This window comes from Streptomyces sp. NPDC107471, from assembly GCF_055582845.1.
Map to the genome: position 1 here is coordinate 16,672 of NZ_JBVJPC010000019.1, position 19,431 is coordinate 36,102.

General features: G+C 68.0%; 21 protein-coding genes and 3 pseudogenes. 15 read left to right on the plus strand and 9 right to left on the minus strand.

Features of this window, described 5'->3' with window-relative positions:
* Window positions 1-1,227: 1,227 nt before the first annotated feature.
* The gene (locus tag ACZ66S_RS39040) at window positions 1,228-2,124 is read left to right on the plus strand and encodes a replication-relaxation family protein (protein ID WP_469906333.1); all 897 of its coding nucleotides are present in this window, start codon (window positions 1,228-1,230) and stop codon (window positions 2,122-2,124) included.
* A 68-nt stretch (window positions 2,125-2,192) separates the two neighbouring features.
* Here the strand turns inward: ACZ66S_RS39040 and ACZ66S_RS39045 are convergent, their stop codons facing one another.
* Window positions 2,193-3,599: a hypothetical protein gene (locus ACZ66S_RS39045; protein ID WP_469906334.1), complete on the minus strand. Its 1,407-nt coding sequence runs from the start codon at window positions 3,597-3,599 to the stop codon at window positions 2,193-2,195.
* A gap of 354 nt (window positions 3,600-3,953) precedes the next feature.
* Between ACZ66S_RS39045 and ACZ66S_RS39050 the strand changes: the two genes are divergently transcribed.
* The gene (locus ACZ66S_RS39050) at window positions 3,954-4,088 is read left to right on the plus strand and encodes a hypothetical protein (RefSeq protein WP_469906335.1); all 135 of its coding nucleotides are present in this window, start codon (window positions 3,954-3,956) and stop codon (window positions 4,086-4,088) included.
* 250 nt (window positions 4,089-4,338) lie between these two features.
* Here the strand turns inward: ACZ66S_RS39050 and ACZ66S_RS39055 are convergent, their stop codons facing one another.
* Window positions 4,339-4,890 carry a GNAT family N-acetyltransferase gene (locus ACZ66S_RS39055; protein ID WP_469906336.1) on the minus strand — a complete coding sequence of 184 codons (552 nt, stop codon included), beginning with the start codon at window positions 4,888-4,890 and terminating at the stop codon, window positions 4,339-4,341.
* A 42-nt stretch (window positions 4,891-4,932) separates the two neighbouring features.
* On the opposite strand from ACZ66S_RS39055, the gene ACZ66S_RS39060 reads away from it, so the two are divergent.
* Window positions 4,933-5,529: a TetR/AcrR family transcriptional regulator gene (locus ACZ66S_RS39060; protein ID WP_469906337.1), complete on the plus strand. Its 597-nt coding sequence runs from the start codon at window positions 4,933-4,935 to the stop codon at window positions 5,527-5,529.
* Between the two features lie 420 nt (window positions 5,530-5,949).
* On the opposite strand, the gene ACZ66S_RS39065 is transcribed toward ACZ66S_RS39060, so the two are convergent.
* Both ACZ66S_RS39065 and ACZ66S_RS39070 read right to left on the minus strand, forming a co-directional pair.
* Window positions 5,950-6,549 (minus strand): DUF6292 family protein, encoded by a 600-nt coding sequence (locus ACZ66S_RS39065; protein WP_469906338.1) that lies wholly within the window; start codon window positions 6,547-6,549, stop codon window positions 5,950-5,952.
* A 33-nt stretch (window positions 6,550-6,582) separates the two neighbouring features.
* Complete coding sequence (locus ACZ66S_RS39070; protein WP_469906339.1) at window positions 6,583-7,593, minus strand: DNA polymerase Y family protein; 1,011 nt, start codon at window positions 7,591-7,593, stop codon at window positions 6,583-6,585.
* An 83-nt stretch (window positions 7,594-7,676) separates the two neighbouring features.
* On the opposite strand from ACZ66S_RS39070, the gene ACZ66S_RS39075 reads away from it, so the two are divergent.
* Both ACZ66S_RS39075 and ACZ66S_RS39080 read left to right on the plus strand, forming a co-directional pair.
* Window positions 7,677-8,039 carry a DUF6233 domain-containing protein gene (locus tag ACZ66S_RS39075; protein ID WP_469906340.1) on the plus strand — a complete coding sequence of 121 codons (363 nt, stop codon included), beginning with the start codon at window positions 7,677-7,679 and terminating at the stop codon, window positions 8,037-8,039.
* 133 nt (window positions 8,040-8,172) lie between these two features.
* Entirely contained in the window at window positions 8,173-8,370 is a 198-nt protein-coding gene (locus ACZ66S_RS39080; RefSeq protein WP_469906341.1) for a hypothetical protein, read from the plus strand.
* A 37-nt stretch (window positions 8,371-8,407) separates the two neighbouring features.
* Here ACZ66S_RS39080 and ACZ66S_RS39085 read toward each other — a convergent pair whose 3' ends face one another.
* A complete protein-coding gene (locus tag ACZ66S_RS39085; protein ID WP_469906395.1) occupies window positions 8,408-9,094 on the minus strand; it encodes a GAF and ANTAR domain-containing protein in 687 nt (228 codons plus the stop codon).
* A gap of 199 nt (window positions 9,095-9,293) precedes the next feature.
* Between ACZ66S_RS39085 and ACZ66S_RS39090 the strand changes: the two genes are divergently transcribed.
* The 6 genes from ACZ66S_RS39090 to ACZ66S_RS39115 all read left to right on the plus strand — a co-directional run bounded on the left by ACZ66S_RS39090 (window position 9,294) and on the right by ACZ66S_RS39115 (window position 15,091).
* Window positions 9,294-9,779 (plus strand): integrase, encoded by a 486-nt coding sequence (locus ACZ66S_RS39090; RefSeq protein WP_469906342.1) that lies wholly within the window; start codon window positions 9,294-9,296, stop codon window positions 9,777-9,779.
* Between the two features lie 43 nt (window positions 9,780-9,822).
* Window positions 9,823-10,248 carry a hypothetical protein gene (locus ACZ66S_RS39095; RefSeq protein WP_469906343.1) on the plus strand — a complete coding sequence of 142 codons (426 nt, stop codon included), beginning with the start codon at window positions 9,823-9,825 and terminating at the stop codon, window positions 10,246-10,248.
* A 354-nt stretch (window positions 10,249-10,602) separates the two neighbouring features.
* A complete protein-coding gene (locus ACZ66S_RS39100) occupies window positions 10,603-11,202 on the plus strand; it encodes an ATP-dependent DNA ligase (RefSeq protein WP_469906396.1) in 600 nt (199 codons plus the stop codon).
* A gap of 141 nt (window positions 11,203-11,343) precedes the next feature.
* A complete protein-coding gene (locus ACZ66S_RS39105) occupies window positions 11,344-12,456 on the plus strand; it encodes a tyrosine-type recombinase/integrase (RefSeq protein WP_469906344.1) in 1,113 nt (370 codons plus the stop codon).
* Window positions 12,453-12,782 carry a helix-turn-helix domain-containing protein gene (locus tag ACZ66S_RS39110; RefSeq protein WP_469906345.1) on the plus strand — a complete coding sequence of 110 codons (330 nt, stop codon included), beginning with the start codon at window positions 12,453-12,455 and terminating at the stop codon, window positions 12,780-12,782. The genes ACZ66S_RS39105 and ACZ66S_RS39110 overlap by 4 nt, the downstream gene beginning before the upstream one ends.
* Complete coding sequence (locus ACZ66S_RS39115; protein WP_469906346.1) at window positions 12,779-15,091, plus strand: XRE family transcriptional regulator; 2,313 nt, start codon at window positions 12,779-12,781, stop codon at window positions 15,089-15,091. The genes ACZ66S_RS39110 and ACZ66S_RS39115 overlap by 4 nt, the downstream gene beginning before the upstream one ends.
* Before the next feature lie 132 nt (window positions 15,092-15,223).
* On the opposite strand, the gene ACZ66S_RS39120 is transcribed toward ACZ66S_RS39115, so the two are convergent.
* On the minus strand, window positions 15,224-15,814 hold the full coding sequence (locus ACZ66S_RS39120) for an SMI1/KNR4 family protein (RefSeq protein WP_469906347.1): 591 nt from the start codon (window positions 15,812-15,814) through the stop codon (window positions 15,224-15,226).
* Between the two features lie 370 nt (window positions 15,815-16,184).
* Here ACZ66S_RS39120 and ACZ66S_RS39125 point away from each other — a divergent pair, with 370 nt between their 5' ends.
* Window positions 16,185-16,505 (plus strand): ATP dependent DNA ligase, encoded by a 321-nt coding sequence (locus ACZ66S_RS39125; RefSeq protein ID WP_469906397.1) that lies wholly within the window; start codon window positions 16,185-16,187, stop codon window positions 16,503-16,505.
* A 171-nt stretch (window positions 16,506-16,676) separates the two neighbouring features.
* On the opposite strand, the gene ACZ66S_RS39130 is transcribed toward ACZ66S_RS39125, so the two are convergent.
* Together ACZ66S_RS39130 and ACZ66S_RS39135 are read right to left on the minus strand one after the other, a co-directional pair.
* Window positions 16,677-17,102 (minus strand): arsenate reductase ArsC, encoded by a 426-nt coding sequence (locus ACZ66S_RS39130; RefSeq protein WP_469906348.1) that lies wholly within the window; start codon window positions 17,100-17,102, stop codon window positions 16,677-16,679.
* A gap of 31 nt (window positions 17,103-17,133) precedes the next feature.
* A pseudogene (locus ACZ66S_RS39135) lies at window positions 17,134-17,418 on the minus strand (aquaporin); the annotation flags it as partial.
* 20 nt (window positions 17,419-17,438) lie between these two features.
* On the opposite strand from ACZ66S_RS39135, the gene ACZ66S_RS39140 reads away from it, so the two are divergent.
* The gene (locus ACZ66S_RS39140; RefSeq protein ID WP_469906398.1) at window positions 17,439-17,627 is read left to right on the plus strand and encodes a hypothetical protein; all 189 of its coding nucleotides are present in this window, start codon (window positions 17,439-17,441) and stop codon (window positions 17,625-17,627) included.
* Between the two features lie 320 nt (window positions 17,628-17,947).
* Here the strand turns inward: ACZ66S_RS39140 and ACZ66S_RS39145 are convergent.
* Window positions 17,948-18,073, minus strand: a pseudogene (locus ACZ66S_RS39145) (ATP-binding protein); the annotation flags it as partial.
* A 276-nt stretch (window positions 18,074-18,349) separates the two neighbouring features.
* Between ACZ66S_RS39145 and ACZ66S_RS39150 the strand changes: the two are divergent.
* Complete coding sequence (locus ACZ66S_RS39150) at window positions 18,350-18,814, plus strand: RICIN domain-containing protein (protein WP_469906349.1); 465 nt, start codon at window positions 18,350-18,352, stop codon at window positions 18,812-18,814.
* A gap of 41 nt (window positions 18,815-18,855) precedes the next feature.
* A pseudogene (locus ACZ66S_RS39155) lies at window positions 18,856-18,975 on the plus strand (IS5/IS1182 family transposase); the annotation flags it as partial.
* Between the last annotated feature and the right edge of the window lie 456 nt (window positions 18,976-19,431).

Genomic DNA, 19,431 nt, shown 5'->3' on the forward strand with positions numbered 1-19,431 from the left:
GACACCCACCCACCGACACCAAACCGGCACATCGCATGAACGAAAACGAGCCCCTGCTGTGTAGCAGGGGCTCGCCGTTGTCGATTCGTTGCCAGACTCAGCAATAGACCTGGACGCGGTACGCCCGATACGTAGGGATACTCCTCTCGCTCCATGCCGGTATATAAATTGAACTCGTTGAGCCGGGGGGAGAGTCGAACCAAATCGTGAACGGGTTACCGTGGGCCTTGGCGTAGTTGAACCTGTCGTTGAGGCCACTTACTCCGCACGATTCGATGTTCCAGACGTTCCCGTCGGTGTGGTGGACGCAGGCCCTCCCGTAGTCGCACTTGTAGGTCCAGTACTGGACCTGGGTCTCGGCTGCGGAAGCACTGGTGGGGGCAATGAGGAATGCGGAGGCTCCAAGAGCGACCGCCATTGCCGTGCGGCTCCCAAACCTTTTGATTGACTGCATTAGACCTCGCTCCTGTACAGGTTTTCGCAAAGGTCGGCGTGAATGGTGCGGAAAGGCGCAGCGGGCAGGTTCCTGGGACTGTCCCGCACGCCACCATCGATGGACGAACAGCTCACGCCTTGCCTTCGCTGGATTGCTTGCGATTCAACGTAGTTGGAGCCGAAGGACGGCCACCCAGGTTTCGATGACCTCCGAATCGTGTTTATGGATCGTGTCGGATGACCTGTCGGGCGGCATGCACCCCTGCCGACACAGCGTGCGGCGGTTCCGGCATCCGGGGCCGTTCTCGGACCGGGATGTGGTGTGTGGAATCTTGTACGGGTCCGCGCCTGTAGCGCCTCGCCCCTCCCTCCGTTGCCCCGGGCCGGGCAGCTTGCTCTGCCCGGCCTCGCGCGCGGCCCCGCCGTCGCGCGCGAGCAACACCCGCGGCGCCCGATCCCCTCGCCCGCCCGCTGGCCCTGTCCCACCCACCCACTTTTCTTCTTCCTTCCGGCTTGGGCGTGGACTTGGGGGCGTAGAGGGGATGTCGGCCTCCCGACCACGGCCGTACCAACGTGGTGACCTGCGGATTCGCGGGCGGCGCGGGAGAGAGTGCGGAGGGTTGTCGGCCGGGTTGTCGGCGGGGATGTGGGCGTGGTCGTCGGCAGTGTTGTGGCTTCGTGACCGTGGTCGGGCCTTCCTGGTCGCCCTTCTGGTCGGGCCCGGCGGCTGACCTTGCCGGTACACGCGGCGCTGAGGCTGCGCCGTGCCGGACGGGAAGCGAGCAAATCGCGATGATCAGTGTGGACGCGGGCGGCGGGGACCATCTGGCGTTGGCGGTGCTGGTGCAGTACCGGATGGCGACCACGGAGCAGATGCACTGGGTGGTCGCGCCCGGGGTGCGGATCGAGCAGACGCGGCGGCGCCTGGCCCGGCTGCGCCAGGAGGGGCTCATCGACCGGGTCACGCTGCCGCAGGCCGGACGCAGACGGGTGTGGTTCCCCACCCGCTACGGGGTGCGGGTCGCCGGGGAGTGGCCCGAGCTGCGCGGCCGTCGGCCCTCCAGGGCGGTGTCCGATCCGACCGCCGTGCGCCTCAAGGTCGGGCACGCGCTGACGGTGACCGAGACCGGGCTGGCCTTCCTCCAGGACGCGCGCCGCCGCGGCGATGTGTGCCGGCCGCTGGACTGGCTGACCGAGGTCCACCACCCGGTCGGCAAGGGCGAGGCCGTCATCCCCGATGCCCTCCTGTACTACCGGCGCGGCCCGGTCGGCGGCGAGGGCGGGCCGATGCTGCGGGCCTTCGTCGAGGTCGACCGCGCCACCATGGGCCCTGAGCGGCTCGCCGCCAAGCTCACCTCGTACGCCCGCCTTCACTCCTATGTGCCCACGGTCCCGGGGCGCCGGCCCACCATGCAGGAGCCGGGAGTGGAGGCCTGGAAGCGGCGCTACCCGGTGTTCCCGCGGCTGCTGTTCGTCCTGGACGGCACCGGCCCTGCCGGCGTCGAGAACCGGATCGGAGCCCTGCGCGCGGCCACCCGAGAACTGGCCCTGTACGCCTTCCTGCGCGAGGTTCCCGTCCTCGTGGCCCCGTTGACCGACCTGCTTCAGGACGGCCCTTCAGCGCCCGTGTGGCGCCCCGTCCAGGCCCCAGGCGGCAGAGTCCCCTGGGACCTGAGCCGGAGCATGTGACCCGCGCGGTGGCCCGGGCCCGCGCAAGTACGGGGGGATCGGCGTTCGCAGTGTCGTGATCACGGCTGTCACAGGCAGGTGATGTCGAAGACATCGCCATTGGTGCCTCTATCTGCTTCAGGGGAGGTGACCTCTACGGTCATCCCGCCTTGGATGCGTTCGCCCGACTGAGTACCGGTCAGATGGACGCTGAACTGGTCGTGTTGTTCGTTGGTGGCGGTGAAGGTCATGGTTCCGGGACGGTCCTGCACTCCGCGTGCGATGAGCTGGTCGTCTGGATGCCAGGTGTACTCGATCGTGCCCTGGCGCTGGGCAGCGGCGCTAAACGTGAAGACGATCGGCTGAGAACAGTCGGCGCTGTCGAGGCGGGGGGAGGCATTGATGCCCCGCCCGCCCAGCACCGGGCCCGTGTTCTCCTCAGTGAAGGGATCGGTGATCGTCGGAGTGGGTTCGGTGCTCTGTGAGCTGGTGGAGTCGTCGGACAGCGACGGATCTGGATTCGGATTGCTACCGCGCGTGTCACTGGCATTGGGTGTGGGAGTGGGACCTGGTTGCGGCGTGGTGCCGCCAGCACCGCCGCCACCGCCGTCCGTTCCACCCGTAGAGGTGGCAGACAGAGTTGGTGCGGGCGGGGACGAGCCCTCGGCCGGTTGTTCCTTGCCGAGAAGAGGAACGAGATAGACATAGGCCAGTACCAACACCACAACGACCAGCAGGACACTTAGGGCGGGGCCGTAGCTCCGCAGGTTCCCGCCTGTTTCCCGGAAACCGCCGTAGCTGGGCAAGGGGGGCGGAAACGCGGCCGGGGCGGCTCCGCGGGGAGTGTGGACGTCTGGCTCAGCCTCCGGGTCCTGGGCGAATGCGCGATGCAGTGCGCGGGCGACATGCTGGAGCACATCGTCGACCTCCAGCAACACACCGGACACGGTCAGGGGCGGTTCAGGCTCCGGCGCCATCATCCGGGCCGGCAGAGGCACCCCCGCCCGAATCGCGTCGTCGACATGCGCGACAGTGTCCGCGCGCAGCACCTGCACCGGCCGCGGGAGTACTTCACCCGCGCTGTCGCCACCGGTGGCAGGGAGATCGTGCCCGGCGGCAGGAGACACGTCGAGGTCGGTGTAGCGGTGCAGTTGAAGCGCCGCCTCCTCGCGTAGACGACGGTTGACCTCATCGAGGTAGCGCTTGGGGGCGGCGACGGCCAGCGCCTCGAGGCGTAACGCCATTAGCTGCTGCCGGGCCTGGCGGGGCACGGGCTGGCCTACCACCTCGCCCACCAGGTCCAAGATGGCCTCGAGAACCTCGGGCGGCGGGATCCGCTCACCGCTCGCGATCCGGCTCAGCGTTGTGACGCTGAAACCCATTCCCGTGCCATTCAGGCGGCCGCTGATCCGTGTCAGCGGCCACCCCACCGATCGCAGACGATCGAAGATCTGCTCGCGCACCACGTCCGCGAACTCCTGCTGCTGCGACGGCATCGTCTGCGGCAGCGCCTTGCGCGGCCGCCCTGGACTACCGCCAGCCAGCGGCCCAGCTCCCGGCTCGTCCCCCGCTTGGTCCGAGGTTTCCGACATGGCATTCCCCCCTGGCAGCCTCAGGCCATCACTCCGGAATTCTTTCCTTTATTTCCGGTCTGACCTGGGGTTTTTTCCTCTAGCGGCAAAATCTGCGGCCCTGCAAGGTGGGGCTTCGACCGCCGGAGACAAGCCTCCGAGCAGCCCACCACCCGCCCGAGCAGGAGAAGACACAGCATGGCCACACCGAAACGGCCGCCGCGCCGAAACACCGTCAAATCCCCCCGCCGTGCTACGACTTGCCCGGCTGTGTGAGCCGTGGCCGATATCGTCGTGCAGTTCCTCGCCAACTTCGCCGCCGGCCTGGCGCTGGCCATCACCACTCTCATCTGGCGTCGGCTACGCGCCCGTCCCGCCAGGCGGCGCCGCCAGAACGGCACCCCACCACCGTGATCACGACATGCACCCTGGTGAGTCACAGCCCGGCCCGCCCTCCTCCTCCAGAGCGGGCGGGCGGACCGTGTACTGCGTCAGCCGCGCCGCAGGGTCCTGATTTTCTGCTTGTGCGGTGAGGATGGCCCGGGTGGCTTTGTTCACGAGTTACGACAGCAGTTGTTTACGACTTCGGGAGGCATGAGGAATCGAACGGTGCAGGGATGGATCGGGACAGCCTTCGGTGCGGGGGCTCGAAGGCTGTTCGCCTTCATTCCGTCGGGCTGTCGCTGAGGTTGAGACTCCAGGTCTGGCCTGTGAGGTCGTAACCGAATCCCCGGTGGGGCTTCTCCTCGCTGAGGATGAACCCGAAGTGCTGGTAGATCCTGCGCGCGGACGCCAGATTGTCGGTGGTCCACAGTGTCACGCGCCGGTAGCCGGCCGCGCGGGCGAAGGCGAGGGCCTCCTCGACCAGGCGGCTGCCCATGCCGAGGCCGCGGGCACTCGGACTGACGAGAAGGACGCGCAACGTGGCTGTTCCCGGCTGGTCCCCAGCCGTGAGCATGACGCAGCCCGCCCGGTCGCCGTCTACCTCGGCGATCCAGGCAGCCTGCGCCGCTGGGGACTGCTCCGTTGCGTAGTCGGCGACGATCCGGGCCACCAGGGCTTCGAACTCCGTGTTCCAGCCGAACTGCTGGTCGTACAGCTCGCCGTGAGCCATCACTATCCAGCCCAGATCACCTGGACGGTCGGCGCGGCGAACCGCAATCTCCCGTCGGGCCTCGTCCTGCATGCGCACTCTCCGTAACGATTCGCTCCGCACCAGCTACTGACACGCCTGTGTCAGTAGCTCTACGCTAGGCCCATGCCTGCGAAAACCGCAAACCCGTCCGCACGCCAGACCGAGCTCCTGGAAGCCGCCTACCAGTACACCCTTCGTCACGGTCTGGCCGATCTGTCCCTACGCCCGCTCGCAGAGGCGATCGGCTCCAGCACGCGCGTGCTGATGTTCCTGTTCGGGAACAAGGACGGGCTCGTGCGGGCGTTGCTGGAGCGAGCCCGCGCGGAAGAGCTGGCGCTCACAGCCGGACTCCGCCGGGCTGAGGGGCCCGTCGGTCTCGACACCGCGGCGCAGGAGGTGTGGGCGTGGCTCGCCGCCGACGAACACCGTCCGCTGCTGCGCCTGTGGGCCGAGGCTTACGCCCGTTCTCTCGTCGACCCCGACGGCCCGTGGGCAGGGTTCGCGCGGAGCACCGTGGAGGACTGGCTCACCGTGCTCGCCGGCTGCCAGCCGCAGGCCGAACGGGACACCGAGGAGGGCGTGGTACGCCGCACGATGACGCTGGCCGTACTGCGCGGCGCGCTGCTCGACCTGCTGGCCACCGGCGACGAGAACAGGGTGACCGGCGCCGTCCACCAGCAACTGACTCTTCTGCGTGGCGCTAAGGGCACCGGTGACTGACCGCCGACTCCGGAAGTCACCTGGGAAACCGCTCTTTCTGGCTCCGGCCACTGCTGCTCGTTTCGCTGGAGAATCGAACAAGAGATGAGGCCGTGCCTCCCGAAGTCCTGAACAACTGCTGTCGCATCTCGTGAACAGAGCCACCCGGGCGAGCTCGACGCTGGCGGCTTCCTGCTTAGAGCAGGGTGCGGTGACCCTCCTGGAGGTCGGTTCGGGAAGCGCGGTGGCCAGGTAGACGTCGACGCGTTCGACGACCTTGGTGAGCTCGGGGCGGATGGCCTCGATGTGGTCGGCGACGCCTTTGAGCATGTTGCCGATCTCGCGGATGTCGTCCAGGTGTGTGAAACCGCCCGGCGCACACCTCTCGCACCAGCCAGCGCCCCACGCGCCCCCACCGGCTCCCGCCACGAGGTCAACCACTCACGCGGGGAAGCGGCGTCCGTACGCGGCCCGCAGCGCCGCGACCGCCTGCTCATACCCATCGGTGCTGGTGTCGATCGTCAACTGCACACCGCTGCCCGCCGCCTCCCCAGAGCCGGCCCCGTCATGCGGCAGCCGCAGGGGGCCCAGTCCCAGGTGGCTGCGGCGGAAGTCGTCCGCGACAGCCCGCACCTCCCGCGCGCCCTCCCACTCCTCTCGATACTCGGCATCCGGCAGACGGCGGAAGCGCACCAGTTCCTCCGCCACGTCGGCCACCCTCTCCGGGTCCGCGGCCGGTGCGCGCAGGGCTGTGACCACGGTGTAGAGCAGCACGTCGTAGGCGTTCAGCCCGGTCAAGGCGTAGTACCAGCCCTGGCGTTCCTCCCAGTCGAGCCGGATCCCGCCGCGGCCGCTGGTGCGGGAGACGTCCCACGCCAAGGTGATGTAGCAGGTGAGGCCGCGATCGAGGCCATGGTGGCCGGCCCGGACCGTGCCCGGTGGGATGCCACGTGCGGTGAGGGCGTCGTCGACGGCCTGGACGTAGGACCAGTGCGGCATGCCCTGGGGTGCGCCGCGCGGTCCTGGCGGGTCCAGCAGCACGGCTACCTCCAGCGGGAGCAGGTCGGGGGTGGGTTAGGAGGCGCGGCGGAAGACGGCGGCAGGGCCGATGACACCGGGGCCGAACTTGTCGCGGATGCGGTCGACGGCGGTCTCTGCGGCGAGGCGGTTCTCGCGGGCGTCGTCGAGGGAGAGCTGCCAGGCGACCTGGTCCGCGTCGATGAGGTCCTCGCCCTTCAGAACCAGGGCGGTCAGGCGGCCGCGCTGCAATCCGGCGGCGTCCATCAACTGATAGGCAAGCCGGCGCAGATCGTCCTCGTGCGCGGAAGGGGCCGTCAGGCGGCGGGTCCTGTCCCAGGTGCCGCCGCCGGCGAACTGCAGGGACAGGGTCAGGGCGCGGGCGGCCTGGTCGCAGCCTCGCAGCCGGGTACCGAGCCGCACGACCAGCTCGAGCAAAGCGGCGCGGACGACGGCGCCGTCCAGGGTGTGCTCATCGAAGCGGTAGCGCACGCTCGCCGTGGCCGGCAGCGCGCGGGGAACGACGGGCCGGGGGTCGATGCCGCGGGCCCGGTCGGCAGCCAGACGGCCGGCCTTTCCGCCCAGCAGGCGCTGCACGGTCGCGGGCGGTACCGCGGCCAGCAGGCCCACGCAGTGCACGCCGTACTCGCGAAGTGCAGCAGCCTGGCGGGGGCCGATCCCGTGGAGCGCGTCGACGGGCAGGGGCCCGAGCCAGCCGGCGACCTCCTCGGGGGTGATCGCGAGAACCCCGCCGGGTTGGGGGATCTGGCCGGAGGCGGTGGCGGCGACGGTGATGGAGGGGCCGATGCCGATACGGACGTCGACGCCAAGGCGGGAGATCGTCCTGATCCGCAGTACCTCCCCCAGCCGGCCGGCGTCGACGCCGTAATACGGCAGGGCACCGCGCAGGTCCACCAGGGCAGCGGTCGGCGGCAGTGCCTGCACCACCGGTGACAGACCGGCCAGCTCCTCCAGGACCTGCCGGTAGGTCTCCTCCGGCAGCCGGTCCGGGCAGCGCAAATGCATCACCACACCCCGCCTACCTGCCGTCACCTGCGTACTCATCATGCTCACCTCCCCCACCACGTTATCGAACACAAAATCGAACACGCGAGGGGACGAGACGTGATCATGGGCATAGAATCAAAAATGTGTTCGATGACCTGCCGCCCGACCTGGACCGACTGCGCACCCTGCGGGTGTGGCACGCCCTGTGGCTGCACCGCATCGACGCGAAAATCGCCCGCCTGGAACGCCGCAATGCCGAAGAGGAACACGGGCGGAAGAACCGGCCGAAGCCGGCGGAGTGGGTTGTCGAAATCGGCATCGGCACCCGCAAGCCGCCCGTCCAGGTGCACGCCGGGCACTGCCACATGATCGGCTCACGCCGCCGCCCCATCAGCCGCGACGAAGCCCGCCGCCTCCTGGCCGACGGACTGCGCGCCTGCACCCACTGCCAGCCCGACACCCAGCTCCACATCATCGACTTAGCCGCCACCCCACGGCACCCATGACCTGCGTCTAAGCACGGCCAGCGCCCCGTCGAACGCACCTAGGGCGGTGGGCGCGGCTCGAACCTTCGTGCCAAGGCGCTGCGTACTCTGACACCTGGACGGCTCGTAGACGCCGCCCGGAACAGGAACCACCATGCCCACTCCCCCACCGATCACCGAACCCGACCCCTCCGCCCTCATCTGCCCCGGCGACAAGATCGGCCCCTGCGCCGCCTGCCAGCGCAAGACCCACAAGTACGGCAGCGGCGGCATCCCGCTGTGCCAGTGGTGCATGGAATCGGCGAAGGCCGACTGGGGGGTAACCGTGCGCTTCGTCAGCACGCGCCCGTAGGTGCGGTGGTGGCGGAAAAGTTCCTGCTCGTCGCAGGTCAGAGGGTGCCTTGTTCGCAGATTCGTTGGGCGACCTCGCGGAGTTTGATGTTCTGCTCCTGCGAGTAGCGGCGCAGGACGTCGAAGGCCTGTTCTTCGGTGAGGTGGCGGCTTCCCATGAGGATGCCCATGGCCTCACCGATGGTGTGGCGGGTGGCGACGGCCTGTTCCATCTGTGCGTGGGTGCGGGCGCTGGAGAAGGCGACGGCCGCGTGGGAGGCCAGTAGCAGTGCGGCCGTCTCGCTGGTGGCGGTGAACGCGCCCGGTTCGTGGGAGTAGAAGTTCAGCGCTCCGAGGTCCTCGTCCTCGGTGAACAGCAGGATGCCCATCATGCTGCCCACCCCGAGCTTGTGGGCCTGGGGGGCGTAGGCGGGCCAGCGCTGCTGCTCCGCGGTGAGGTCGGCGATGCGGAAGATTCGCTCACCGTGCGCGCTGTGGGCGGCGTCGAAGCACGGGCCCTCCCCCAGCCGGCCCTGAAGCTGGTCGCTGTCGATGACCATCTGGTCGGTGGGAGCGAGCGTCTCGATGTTCTTGTCGTGCACCACCAGGATGCCGGCCGCATCGCAGCCCCCGACCAGCTCGGTCGCCGAAGCGGTGATCCGCTCCAAGGTGGCCGTCAGCGAATCCTGCGCCAGCAGATCCCGCGCCATCGACGCCATCTGCTGTCCGAACCCCTCCCAGTCCATCCTGCCTCCCTCCGTCATCGCACCCACGCCACGAACCTCCTTCCCAGCCTTTCACGCAGCACACCGTCACCGACGCTGTGGTCGGGATGCAATCAAGCACTACGTGACTGGCGGGGGGCCGTCTTCTTGGTGGTCTTCTTCGCCGCCGTCTTCTTGGCGGTCTTCTTGGCCGCCTGCTGCTTCTGACATCAACACCACCATGGGCTACAACGCGATCTACCCGGCCGAAGCCATCGAGGCGCACCGCGCCTTCATCGCCCGCCGACGGGCCTCCCGCCCCAGCGAGGAGTACCGCATGCCGACTGAGGAGGAGTGGGACGCCTTCCTCTCCCACTTCGAGAAGCGGAAGGTGTCCATCGGCACCTGCGCACGTGCCTTCGGATCTCCCTGCATCCACGAGCACGCTTGTGTCAGATGCTCGCTCCTCCGGCCTGATCCAGCCCAACGGTCACGGCTGACTGACATCCGTGACAACCTGATCGCCCGGATCGTCGAGGCGGAGCGGGAAGGATGGCTGGGCGAAGTCGAGGGCCTCCAGGTCAGCCTCGCCGGCGCGCAGGGCAAGCTGGACCAGCTTGATGCCGAAGCAGCCCGCCGACCCTCCGCAGTCGATCTCGGCATGCCAGCCTTCGCCGACATCGCCAACCGCACCACCGCTACATCGACGGACCAGCACCATCGCTGAAATCCATGGTCGCCACGAAGCTGAACTGCCTACGCTCCAACCCATGCGAACCATCTTCGTTTTTCCCGCAGGTGAGCGAGCTGAGACCGTCGCCTTGCTCGATCGGCATCTGCCCGAGCAGCGCAATCCGTGGACTTTGGACGGCAACCTCTACATCGACATCGACGATGAGCAGACAGGCCACCTGTTCTCAGACTGGGATCCCGAGGATGTGGCCATCCTCGAGGCGGCCATCGGACATCACCCCACTTGGGCGGTGCAGATCGACATCTCCGGGCGGATCGACGGCACCGCAGAGGCTCACCAGATGATCGCTCTGCTGCTTGAGCATGGAGGCGTGGCGTCGGACGACTACACCCCCCACCCATGGACCCTGCCGGAAATCCTGTCCGGAGCAGTGATCGACGGCCTGCGCTTCTTCGACTTCCGCGGCTACCACGAACTCAACCGCGAACGCGGGCGTTCCTGACTCGATCACCTCACCAGCGCTAGTGCAGAGAAGTCACGAGACCGAAGCTGATCGCGCCGGACCAGATCGTTCGGGGCATGGCAAGACCTCCGCAGTACGCCCCGAGCACCCCCAGCCTAAAAGCACCACCTGCCCCAGGCACCCGAGCAGCCACCCGCCACCACACCCTCGGGGTTCATCAGTGCGCTGACCTGTCATGGTCGGCCCCATGGTCGGGGTGCCCTCCGTCGTGGTCGGGGGCGACCACGACGACGTAATCGACAGGAACAGGAGGGCCACAGGCACCCAGCTCCGGCCTCCACAGTGCGGGTTCCACGGGCAGGGTCGCGGTGGAAGGGATGGCGCGTGACCTGGATGCCGCCGGAGCCCATGCTCGCCACGCCAACCCCGTCGCCGCAGCTCAGGGCGGGCTGGGCGGCTGAGCCCAAGTGGGATGGGTTCCGGGCTCTCGTGTCCGTCGACCAGGGCCAGGTCCTCCTGCGCTCGAGGCGCGGCACGCAGATGGCCGCCGCGTTCCCGGAGGTCGTCGCCGGAGCTGGGCAGCTTCCCGACGCGACCGCACTGGACGGTGAGCTGGTGGTGTGGGAGCACGGCCGCCTCGCCTTCGAGCGGCTCCAGGACCGGCTGCACCGCCGCGGCGCCGGCGCGGCCCGGGCGGCGGACCTGTGGCCGGCGCACTTCGTCGCCTTCGACCTGCTGCGGCTGTCCGGCACCGACACCACCGGATGGCCCTACCAGCGCCGCCGGGCGGCCCTCGAGAATCTCTTCGCCGCCAGCCGGCTGTCCGCGTCGTGGACGCTGTGCCCGTCGACCACCGACCCGAACGTCGTGGCCCGGTGGCTGACGTGGGGGTCCGTCGGAATGGAGGGTGTGATGTTCAAACAGCTCACGGACTCCTACCGGCCGTCGGCGAGGGGCTGGCTGAAGTACAAAAACGCGATGAATTGCAGTTGATGCAACATCCTGCGGCTCGCCGAAATCGCCGTTTCCGCTGATCATTCCCCCAACTCCCCTGCTACGGCGGCGTCACAGCGGAGCCGCGACCAGGCTGGTAGCGATAGACGCAACATTGATGCGTTTGATACAACAGCGACCATGGTCGCTGAGGCACCCGGTTCGGCGCGTCTCCTCCTCGCTCCGAACGTCGTACACCTGGCCCCGGAATCAGCGGTGTTCACGGCGATGAAGGAGGGCTGGGCCCGGCAGCAACACGCCCGGTTCCTGAAGGCTGCGACGATCGAACCGCGGCTGCGTCTGATCAACCGGTTCGAGGTGTTCACGGGGCTGTACCCGTGGCAATGGACTCCAGCGGACGGCGAAGCATTCATCGCGCACCTGCGTGGGGGCGCCAATCCGATTCGTATGTCGACGGCGCGGACGTACGAGGTGACGATCACCTTGTTCGTGGAGTACCTGCTGGACCGCCGGTACGGATGGGTGGGCACCTGCCTGGAGCGGTTTGGGCAGGCCCCTCAGGTCGTCTTTCACGAGGCCAACTCGGTGTTGCACACGCTGGAGTACGAAGGCGACCCGCGGCGTCGGCCGCTGACCTACGACGAAGTCCAGGCCCTTTTCGACGCGGCTGATGCACGGCCTGCCCAGATCCGCGGGCATGGGCGGAAGGGGACGCTGACGGCGCTGCGTGACGCCGCGGTGCTGAAGACGATCTACGCCTATGGAACCCGGCGCACCGAGTCCTCCATGGTCGACCTGGTGGACTTACGACGGCACCGGAAGAGCCCGCAGTTCGGGCAGTTCGGCTCGCTGGCGGTGCGGTACGGGAAGTCGTCCAAGGGGGCGCCGCCGAAGCGGCGGACCGTGCTGCTGGTACCGGAGATGGACTGGGTGGTCGACGTCCTGGGCAAGTGGGTGCATGAGGTGCGTCCCCGGCTGGCGCCGGGCCGGCATCCGGCATTGTGGGTGACCGAGCGGGCCGGGCGGATGTCGCCGCGCTCGATCAACGAAGCCTTCACCACCGCTCGGGACGCGGCCGGCCTGGATGGAGCCCTCGATCTGCACTGTCTGCGCCACAGCTACATCACGCACCTGACGGAGTTCGGCTACCCCGCGCGGTTCGTGCAGGAGCAGGTCGGCCACTCCCACGGCTCGACGACAGCCATCTACATGGGTGTCTCCGACGAGTACCGCAACCACCTGCTGGAGGCTTCGCTGAAGCGCCGGCTCGGCGACGACTGGGACCTGACGTGATCAAGACAATGGGCTACGAGTGGCGGCTGCGGCAGATCATGGCCGAGCAGGAGATGTTCCACACCTCGGACCTGGTGCCGCTTCTCGCGGAGCGCGGGGTGAGCCTGTCGCGTGAGCAGGTCTACCGGCTGGTGACGCAGCCCCCGCAGCGGATGAGCATGGACACCCTGGTCGCCCTCTGTGACATCTTCGGCTGTACCCCGAACGACCTCATCAAGCCGACGGTCGTCAACGCGCAGGTGAAGAAGACCGCGGGCGGCGAGGAGGCACCGCTGCCGCTGACGGAGCGCCGGACCACGATCCGGCGCCCGGGGGCGGCGTCGTGAGGAAGTACCTGACCCCGGACCAGGTACGCCTGCGCGAAGACCTGGCCGGGGCCCGTGACCGGATCGTCGTCCTGCTGAACCTGGCCGTCGGAGAGTCCCTCGGCATGGAGCAGGCTCAGGAATTCGTGGAGAAGGCGCGGGCATGGAGCGGTGCGAACGCCTTCCGCCTGCTGCGCTACCTCGCGTCCAGACCCGACGCGCTGAGTGCCCCCACGCCGGACTGCCCGCCCTGCGGGGTACGGCTGATCGCCCTGCTGATCGCAGGCGGCCACGGTGAGAACGTGGGCCTGGTTCCCTGCGCCGACTGCGGACGGACGAACCCGTTGCCGACGTACGCCGGACCCGAAGGGCGGCTGTGCCACGGCTGCTCCAGCCGGCGCCTGGCTGTCCCGTGCGCGCGGTGCGGCAAGCTCACGAGGGCAGCGGCACGACGTCCGGACGGACGGATCTGCCAAGTGTGCAAGGAGAAGGAGCCGGGCTCGCGCAAGGAGTGCGGCAGTTGCCGCCGGATGATGATTCCCACCCGGCACCTGCCCGACGGCACCTACCTGTGCCAGACCTGCGCCCCCAAGAAGCTCCAGACGTGCTGCCGCTGTGGCCGCCGGCGGCGGGCGAACGCGCTGACCGCCGACGGGCCCGTCTGCGGGACCTGCTACGCGAGCCCTGCGCGCCGGTGCGGCATCTGCGAGCAGGTGGCGGCCATCAGGGTGCGGGCAAAAGGCGAGGCTCCCGACATCTGCTACCGCTGCTACGTGCGGCCGGAGAAGCTCTGCACCGTATGCGGGCGGATCCGTCGCGGCCAGCACATCGACCACGGCAATGGGCCGTTCCACTGCGATGGGTGCGTCCCACGCGAGGTCCGCAAGCGGCAGCTGCACACGTGCGCACTGTGCGGCCAGGATAGGAAGGTGGGCGTGTTCTGGCCGGTAGGGCCCGTCTGCCCCTTGTGCTACCAGACTGCTCTGACGCAGCCGGAATCGTGCACGATGTGCGGCCGGCAGCGCATTCTCGTGGGCCGCGCCCCGGGTGGCGACCGGATCTGTAAGGCGTGCTCCTTTCCCGACGAGCGGCCCGATTACTGCTCGTCCTGCCAGCAACCGGCTGACCTCCTGCCGGGACGCCGCTGTCCACGCTGCACCCTGCTTGCCAAGGTGACCAGCCTGCTCGCAGGCGACGGAACCACCCTCGACGCCTCCCTGCGGCCGCTCGCCGATGTACTCAGCGACGCTCCCAACCCCTACCCCGTCCTGGCCTGGCTGCGCCGAAGCCCGTCCGCGCGCCTCCTGGGCCAGCTGGTAACCGCGCCCGACGAACTCGACCACGCGGCCCTGGACGCGCTGCCCCAAGGACACGCCACCACCTACGTCCGCAGCTTGCTCACCACCGCAGGCTTACTTCCGCCACGCGATGAGAACCTTGCCCTGCTTATCAACTGGACGGGCCGCACGCTGGCCAAGCTGCCAGGACATCAGGCGACCCTGATCCGCCCGTTCGCCGAGTGGCACATCATCCGCGACGCCCGCCGGCGCTCTGCGCGCGGCCGCTACACCTACACCGCCCACAAGGGCGACTGCGGCAATATCCGCGCCGCCATCGACTTCCTCACCTGGCTGGACACCCAGCAACACACCCTCCAGAGCCTCACGCAGGAAGTCCTGGACTTCTGGGCAATCTCGAGGCCCAGCCTGCGAGCGCGCTCCATCCCTTTCATCCGCTGGGCCGGTGCCCGCCACCTCACCCGGGCCGGCCTGACCATCGAGCACCCGCCCTTCCAGCTCCCCGGCCAGTTCCAGATCGAAGAAGACCACTATGAGGAACTACGCCGGTGCCTGAACGACCCCACGCTTCCGTCGGACGTTCGCATCGCCGCAGCTTTCATCCGCCTCTACGCCCTCCCTCTGACCCGCATTGTCGAGCTCACCACCGACCACCTCCACCACGACGCGGATCACACCTACCTGACGATCATCCGCCACCCCGTCGTCCTGCCACCGAAGCTCGCCCGCCTCATCAATGACCACCTGGAAGACGCATCCCGGCACGGCAACGAAGCCATCAGGTACCTGCTGCCGGGCCGAGCCCCCGGGTGCCCCCGCAACCCTGCGGGGCTGTCCGACAAGCTCAAGCGTTACGGCCTGCCCGCCCGCGCAGCCCGGAACACGGCCATGATGCAAGCGCTCGCCGACCTGCCACCCGTTGTGCTCTCCGACTTGATCGGCATCCAGCCGAGAACCGCGGAACGCTTCGCAGCCATGGCCGGCGAGAACTGGTCCGACTACCTGGCCGGTCGCCATCATGCCCGCGCCTGAGGACCACAGAAGGGCGAAGGCACACACGGCGGGGGTGGCTTTACGCTGGCGTGTCGGACAGTTCCCGTCTCAGACGATCAAGTTCGAAGGGACCATTGCAGCGGTCGTGGCCCCGACCTGGGGGTGGTGACGCTACTCGGCCCGCCACCAGCCCTGTCCGAGATGCCAGTCCCTCACCCAGTGCAGGAAATCGCCCTCCGGCAGAGCGGAGAGGGAGTCGGCATAGGGTGCGGCGCATCCGTCTCTGAGCCACCAGACCCGACCGCGTTGCGGCCCGGTTACCACCAGCGTCCAGTATTCACCGGACCTGTCGCTGCCCAGCAGCACCGAGCCGTGCTGGTAGGTCTGGTGCAACAGGAACGAGTGGCGGCTGTGGTCGTAGTAGTCGTACTCCCACTGCCATTCCTCCTCGAGTGGGAAAGGCTGACTTGGCACGCGTGCAGCGGTGCCATCGAACGGCTCCGGGCTCATCCAGCAGTCCGCTTCCCAGGCAGCCCAGCTGTCTGGCTTCTCTCCCACGGGCAGCAGACCCCCCTCGTCTGGCGGACCGTCGTCGGTGCCGTTCGCGATCTCGGCAACGAGGGTGCGGTACGGCTCAGGCAACACCACGCCGTGCCTGCGCTCCCACGCCCAAAGAGCCTCCCAGCCCAAAGGGCTGTGCCGGACCTCTGCCGGAAAGGCCTCACGCAGGAGGGCTACCGCACCCGAATTCACATCTTCCACGCACTGTCCACAAACATGCCCTCGACGCTCGCGCACCGTCCCCAGTACTTCTCCTCGCCCTCCTCGTCCTCACGGACCAGCAGGTACTTGACCGGGAAACCCCGATCCCAGGCAACGTGATCTGCAATCCGCACAAGTCCCCCGAACACTCAACCGATCTCCCGCCCAAGATACGGCGTCAGTCAGGAGACCACCGTCGCGGGCGACCGGGCGCACAGCAGCTCGGTTGCTGTCGTTCTTTTCCGAGGGTGGTGCGGCGAGCACCGAGGAATTGCGCAGCTTCGGAACACTGCCTCTTCACCAGTAGCCGATCGAAACGAGCGAGACGATTGTCGGCGCCGTCACCGGCCCGCCCACCGCGCCCCGTTCCCTGCTTCTAGGCCGGTACGACACTGATGGGCACCTGCACTACGTCGGCCGCACCACCACACTGGCCGCGGCCGTCGGCCGCACGCTCGCCCCCCTGCTCACCCCGGTCACCGACCACGCATGGACGGGCTGGTCATTCTCCGCCGGATGGGGCAGCCGGAAGACGCTGACCGTCACGCTGGTGGAACCCGAGCTGGTGGTGGAAGTCGGCGTCGACGTCGCCCGCGACGCCTCCGGCCGGTGGCGCCACCCCGCACGCTGGCACCGCATTCGAGCCGAGATGCATCCGATGGACGTGGCGAAGTTCGGAGAACCGGACTAATCACCAGATGAAAGCGGTGCTCCGTGGGGACCCTGGCTTCGCTGAGCTGGCTATTCAGAGGAGCGACACCCCGATGCCCCGATGTTGTATCGGATGCAACAGGCACCCGGCCTTGTCCGACCAAGCCGTGTGCAGCAGGGCGCGTTCTTCGACACTGATCGCGGGTAGCGGTCAAATGACGGCCGGGACGTCCATTTCATCGAGCAGGGTCCGCACGCGTGCCTCGATCGCGTCGCGGATGGGGCGCACGGCCTCCACGCCCTGGCCGGCCGGATCGTCGAGCTGCCAGTCGAGGTACCGCTTGCCGGGGAAGACGGGGCAGGTGTCGCCGCACCCCATGGTGATCACAACATCGGATGCTTGGACGGCCTCCACCGTGAGGATCTTGGGGCGTTGGGCGGAGATGTCGATGCCGACCTCATTCATCGCCTCCACGACGGCCAGGTTGACGGTGTCTGCGGGAGCCGAGCCGGCGGAGCGGACCTCGATGTGGTCGCCAGCGAGGTGGGTGAGGAAGGCAGCGGCCATCTGCGAGCGGCCAGCGTTGTGGACGCAGACGAACAACACCGACGGACGCGGCGCGGCGGAAGAACTCATGAGCGGAGACTTTCTTGAAAGGACGGATCGGTCAGGAGACGGCCGGCTCGGGCTCGCCGTGCGGGACGACGACCTCGTCGAGGACGGGAGCGGGGCGGCCGTAGACAAGGGCGACGGCCCCCAGCCCGAGCGCGGCCCCGAGGAGCTGGGCCGCGATGAACGGGGCGACGGAGGCAGGGGAGATCCCGGCGAAGGTGTCGGTGAAGGCCCGGCCGATGGTGACCGCGGGGTTCGCGAAGGACGTGGAGGAGGTGAACCAGTACGCGGCCCCGATGTAGGCAGCTACGGCGGCCGGGGCGAGCACGGCGCGGCCGATACATCCGCGCAGGCCTCGGCATCGGCTTCCTCAGCCGCTTCCTCGTCACCGACCACACCGGACTCGACGTCCTGGACGTCGCCGACCACGACCTCCGCTGGCGATTCAGCGTCGCCACCGCCTCACGCCGCCGCCCCAGCGCGCCCACCGAAGCCCTCCTCGACCTGCTCAGAGAACGCCACCCCGTCCCCCGGGAACTGCACCCATAGCCCAAAGCACACCAGGCATCGGCGCCCCTCGTGCCAAGCCTGTCCCCCCGTGATCGACATGGCCTGCGGTGATGGCTGGGCTACGACTGTTAGCCGCAAGAGGCGTAGGAACACCTGCTGACCGTCTCCCAGCACGCCAACAACAAACTGTCAGAAATCACCCAGGCCACCACGGACGACGCGACCGGAAAGCCGACGTCGGCGCCCCTTAAGGAGCACCTGCCGGCAGCCGTTGACACCTGACAGGTCGAACGTGAAAACGGATCAACCCGGTAGCGCACCGAGCTGTGATCAGAAAGGGCCGTGACGCTGGTGACTGGTCACGATCCGCCGGGGTCGTCGACGAGTGAGATGCGGGCCGTGATGCGGTTACCGACCGGCTCGCGCTGCACCGCAAAACCCTGGGCGACGGCCATCACGATGTGCAGGCCGTGCTGGCCCACCCTGCGGTACGCCCGCTCGATCGCCTCCAGGTTCTTCCGCGAGGGGGTGCGAGTGCTGGCCGTCCAGGCGCGCAGGGTGCGGTCGGTGACGGTCAGCCCGGCCTCGCGCGCCGTCGCCCGGGCGTAGTTGATGGGATCCGCCAGCCGTCATTTCGATACAGATCGAATCCTTTGACGCTCGTTCGCAAGACTGACAGATTGCGCAGCGGCTCGAACTATCGGGCCAGCGACCGAGTCCGGCCGCCAGACGGGCTCTCTTCCACGTGGGGAATTCACCGTATGCTCCGTACATTGCGTCGCGCAGGCTTCGTGGCCGCGCTCTGCCTGATCGCCAGCACGACTGCCGGCGCCGCCTCGGCGTCCCCTCAGGCAGATCCTGTCCAAACCTTCCGCAATCTGAGTACTGGCGGGTGTCTCGACTACAACACCGTCGACGGAGTGCGGGCCTACCCCTGCAACGGCGGTCCGTGGCAGCAGTGGAGAGTCCATGTGTGGAGCGACGCCACCCGGCAACTGCAGAATGTGGCAACCGGGCATTGCCTGACGTTTAACCCGCTTGGAGGCCCGACGGTCGATGCAGCATCAGTCTGCTCCGCCAGCAAGATTCAAAGCTGGTTCATCCAGCACCCGCGTGTTGGCGGCATCGCCTTCCAAAATCAGGACCAGGGCACGTGCCTGTCCGCGGGCGGCGGCATGCACCTTTCTACCTGTGACACAAACGACCCAGCACAGAGCTGGTCCTGAGGGATATCAGCGCGGGAGCTACCCCGGCCCCGTTCGGCCACGGCATCCGACCCGCGATCACCAAGCGTGGACAGACCTACGGCGCCGCCTCGCGCACCTTCCGCTGGGTCATCGAGCGGACGATCTCCCAGCTCCACGGCTTCCGTCGCTCAGAGATCCGTGGGAATGACGCGGCGACACCGATGAGGCCTTCCTAAGCTTCGCCGTCTACCCCGGAGATCAGTTCGGCTGGTGTCCTTCCGCTCGTATGCCCAGGCCCAGCCGATCTGGCGGTACTCCTCAACGAGGATCGCTCGACGCCAATCCTTATCCGGCCCAAGCAGGTCAGCCTTTCAACAATCTCTCAGACTGTCGCGCGGACCGGCCGGTCCGCGCGGAACGCCCGGGCCAGCTCCTCCCCGATGCCCTCAGGCCGTCTGGTCGGCCGACGATGATCCGCTGTCCGCTCCCGAACTGCTGCGCCTGCCCTTAAAACTGCGAGGAAGGTTTCGCTGATCCGGTACTGGACCTTGCCGAATCCTCGTCGGGTTCGGCCCGGTACGGCGATCGCTCAATGTGTGCCACGTCGCGCTTGCATCAGGACATGGCGGACAGGGTTGCCCCAACTCGATCATAGG

Excerpts from the sequence above, each read along its gene's own strand:
- ACZ66S_RS39040 (WP_469906333.1), top strand. The coding sequence starts at position 1,228 with ATGATCAGTGTGGACGCGGGCGGCGGGGACCATCTGGCGTTGGCGGTG.
- ACZ66S_RS39045 (WP_469906334.1), bottom strand. The coding sequence starts at position 3,599 with ATGCCGTCGCAGCAGCAGGAGTTCGCGGACGTGGTGCGCGAGCAGATC.
- ACZ66S_RS39060 (WP_469906337.1), top strand. The coding sequence starts at position 4,933 with ATGCCTGCGAAAACCGCAAACCCGTCCGCACGCCAGACCGAGCTCCTG.
- ACZ66S_RS39070 (WP_469906339.1), bottom strand. The coding sequence starts at position 7,593 with ATGATGAGTACGCAGGTGACGGCAGGTAGGCGGGGTGTGGTGATGCAT.
- ACZ66S_RS39080 (WP_469906341.1), top strand. The coding sequence starts at position 8,173 with ATGCCCACTCCCCCACCGATCACCGAACCCGACCCCTCCGCCCTCATC.
- ACZ66S_RS39085 (WP_469906395.1), bottom strand. The coding sequence starts at position 9,094 with ATGGACTGGGAGGGGTTCGGACAGCAGATGGCGTCGATGGCGCGGGAT.
- ACZ66S_RS39090 (WP_469906342.1), top strand. The coding sequence starts at position 9,294 with ATGGGCTACAACGCGATCTACCCGGCCGAAGCCATCGAGGCGCACCGC.
- ACZ66S_RS39095 (WP_469906343.1), top strand. The coding sequence starts at position 9,823 with ATGCGAACCATCTTCGTTTTTCCCGCAGGTGAGCGAGCTGAGACCGTC.
- ACZ66S_RS39100 (WP_469906396.1), top strand. The coding sequence starts at position 10,603 with ATGCCGCCGGAGCCCATGCTCGCCACGCCAACCCCGTCGCCGCAGCTC.
- ACZ66S_RS39105 (WP_469906344.1), top strand. The coding sequence starts at position 11,344 with ATGGTCGCTGAGGCACCCGGTTCGGCGCGTCTCCTCCTCGCTCCGAAC.
- ACZ66S_RS39130 (WP_469906348.1), bottom strand. The coding sequence starts at position 17,102 with ATGAGTTCTTCCGCCGCGCCGCGTCCGTCGGTGTTGTTCGTCTGCGTC.
- ACZ66S_RS39150 (WP_469906349.1), top strand. The coding sequence starts at position 18,350 with ATGCTCCGTACATTGCGTCGCGCAGGCTTCGTGGCCGCGCTCTGCCTG.